The organism is Pseudomonas sp. HMWF006, assembly GCF_003061205.1.
GTDB lineage: Bacteria > Pseudomonadota > Gammaproteobacteria > Pseudomonadales > Pseudomonadaceae > Aquipseudomonas > Aquipseudomonas monsensis.
Genome location: NZ_QAIU01000583.1, coordinates 1 through 2527 on the forward strand (window position 1 = coordinate 1; position 2527 = coordinate 2527).

The following is a 2527-nucleotide window of genomic DNA, read 5'->3' on the forward strand; positions in this document are numbered from 1 at the left end:
GTCGGCTCCTTCTCCCGGAGGGAGAGGGGAACCGATTGGGGGATGCTTGATAAGAACGCCGACCTGAGAGTGCTTTGCCGAATCCATAATCGACGCGGTATTTGCGGTCGGTGCATGACGTGCTACACCTCGGTCGGCTCCTTCTCCCGGAGGGAGAGGGGAACCGATTGGGGGATGCTTGAGAGGTGCGCCGACCTGATTGTGCTTTGCCGAATCCATAATCGACGCGGTATTTGCGGTCGGTGAATGACGCTTTACACCGCGGTCGGCTCCCTCTCCCTTGGGAGAGGGCTGGGGTGAGGGACCTCGGTCTCAAGTACCCCGTAAAACTTCAAGCCGAACGCACAGACACAAAAAAGCCCATGACACGTCATGGGCTTTTCACTTGCCGCTAGCAGCTTGAAACGCGCAGCTGCTCTTACACGTAGAACGACTTCAACGGCGGGAAGCCATTGAACTCTACGGCGCTGTAACTGGTGGTGTACGCACCGGTCGACAGCCAGTACAGACGATCACCGATCGCCAGGTTCAGCGGCAGGCCGTACTTGTAGTTTTCGTACATGATGTCGGCGCTGTCGCAAGTTGGGCCGGCGATCACCACTTCTTCCATCTCGCCTTTTTTCTCGGTCCAGATCGGGAACTTGATCGCTTCGTCCATGGTTTCGATCAGGCCGGAGAACTTGCCCACATCGGTGTAGACCCAGCGCTCGACGGCAGTGCGCGACTTGCGTGCAACCAATACCACTTCGCTGACCAGGATGCCGGCGTTGGCGATCAGCGAACGGCCCGGCTCGAGAATGATTTCCGGCAGGTCATCACCGAAGTCTTCCTTCAGGAAGCGGATGATTTCTTCGGCGTAGGTTTCCAGGCTGTTGGTGCGGGTGATGTAGTTGGCCGGGAAGCCGCCGCCCATGTTGATCAGCTTCAGGTGGATGCCGTCTTCTTCTTTCAGACGCTCGAAGATCACTTTGACCTTGGCGATCGCTGCGTCCCAGACGCTGATGTCGCGTTGCTGCGAACCGACGTGGAACGAGATGCCGTACGGCACCAGGCCGAGGTCGCGGGCGAGGATCAGCAGGTCCATGGCCATGTCGGTCTGGCAGCCGAATTTGCGCGACAGCGGCCAGTCAGCCGTGGTCGAGCCTTCGGTGAGGATGCGCACATAGACTTTCGAACCCGGTGCAGCCTTGGCGATGTTGCGCAGGTCGGCTTCGGAGTCGGTGGAGAACAGACGCACGCCCTTCTCGTAGAAGTAGCGGATGTCCTTGGATTTCTTGATGGTGTTGCCGTAGCTGATACGGTCCGGGCTGACGCCACGATCCATCACCTTGTCCAGCTCATAGATCGAGGCGATGTCGAAGCTCGAACCTTTTTCTTTGAGCAGGTCGATGATCTCGACGGCCGGGTTGGCCTTGACCGCGTAGTAGACCTTGGCGAATTCGAAACCGGCGCGCAGGTCATCGTAGGCCTGGGCGATCATCGCGGTGTCGATCACCACGAACGGGGTTTCCTGTTTGTCGGCGAACGCCTTCATTTTGTCGAATGTAGCGCGCGCGAAATAGTCTTCGACCTGGATCGACATGCTGGGAACTCCTACTGGCAAACTAAGTTAAACAATGGGTGCAAATGAACGTCCTCCGTATCCCCACTTTGGTTCGCCTACTTCCCAAGGCATGTCGCCGAAAGCAAAAAGGCCATGGGGCGTTGCCCTTGGCCTTGCTGTCTCGTCGTCAGTACTTGAGCCGGATGGATCGTTTCCAGCATGGACGTTCGGCGCGAACTTTAGGGCGTGAGGGGCGTGAGATCAACTAAAAATGTCGCGTTTTTGCACGCTTCTGACGTGCGTCGCGTTCATCACTCTTTGTAGCCGACCGAGATGACGGACAGATGTTCCCCGAGAATTTTCAAGTGTTAAAAATACCTGCACGTTCGCGGCTTTTGTCGGCTAAATCGTGGGTAAGTGTGATGGCGACAACATCGGCGACGTTGGCCGCGAGAGAGGGGTGTGAGAGGGATTTTGGCTGTTTCGCAGGTCGCTTTAGACAGACTGTGGGCTTATTCGGTGTTGAGATTCTTTTCCGCCTGATAAGTGAAGAAAAAATCACCCGGATCCTGTGGGAGCGAGCTTGCTCGCGAAGGCATTTTCACAGTCGACATCGTTGTTGACTGATATTCCGCTTTCGCGAGCAAGCTCGCTCCCACAGGTTGTGTATTTTTTAGGCGACTACCGCTTCAGCAGGCGAGACGATACTGGTCTTCATCCCGCGCGAGCGCCCCGAGCTCAGATAAGCCGCAATCGACTCCTGCGTCACCTCGCCAAGGAACACTCGCTCGGCATCCATCACTGGCAGCCACGAACGGTTGAACTCGTACATCCGCGACAACAGGATGCGCAAATGCTCGTCGTACGCCGCCGTGGCGTTGAACTCGCGCAGGAATTGCGCACAGGTGCCGGTCTGGCGGTGCAGATCGCGGCGACGCACATAGCCCAGCGCCTTGTTCTCGGCACAGGTGACGACCACGTAGC

The 2527-nt window shown here is 57.3% G+C and carries 1 protein-coding gene and 1 pseudogene; both read right to left on the reverse strand.

From position 1 onward, the window contains the following. Window positions 1-418: 418 nt before the first annotated feature. Window positions 419-1582, reverse strand: a complete 1164-nt coding sequence (locus DBR24_RS26850; protein WP_007915304.1) for a type III PLP-dependent enzyme — start codon at window positions 1580-1582, stop codon at window positions 419-421. Between the two features lie 634 nt (window positions 1583-2216). After that, window positions 2217-2527: pseudogene (locus DBR24_RS34015) on the reverse strand (glycine/betaine ABC transporter ATP-binding protein); the annotation flags it as partial.

Bases quoted from the DNA above. Each gene is read 5' to 3' on its own strand.
- DBR24_RS26850 (WP_007915304.1), bottom strand. From the start codon at position 1,582: ATGTCGATCCAGGTCGAAGACTATTTCGCGCGCGCTACATTCGACAAA.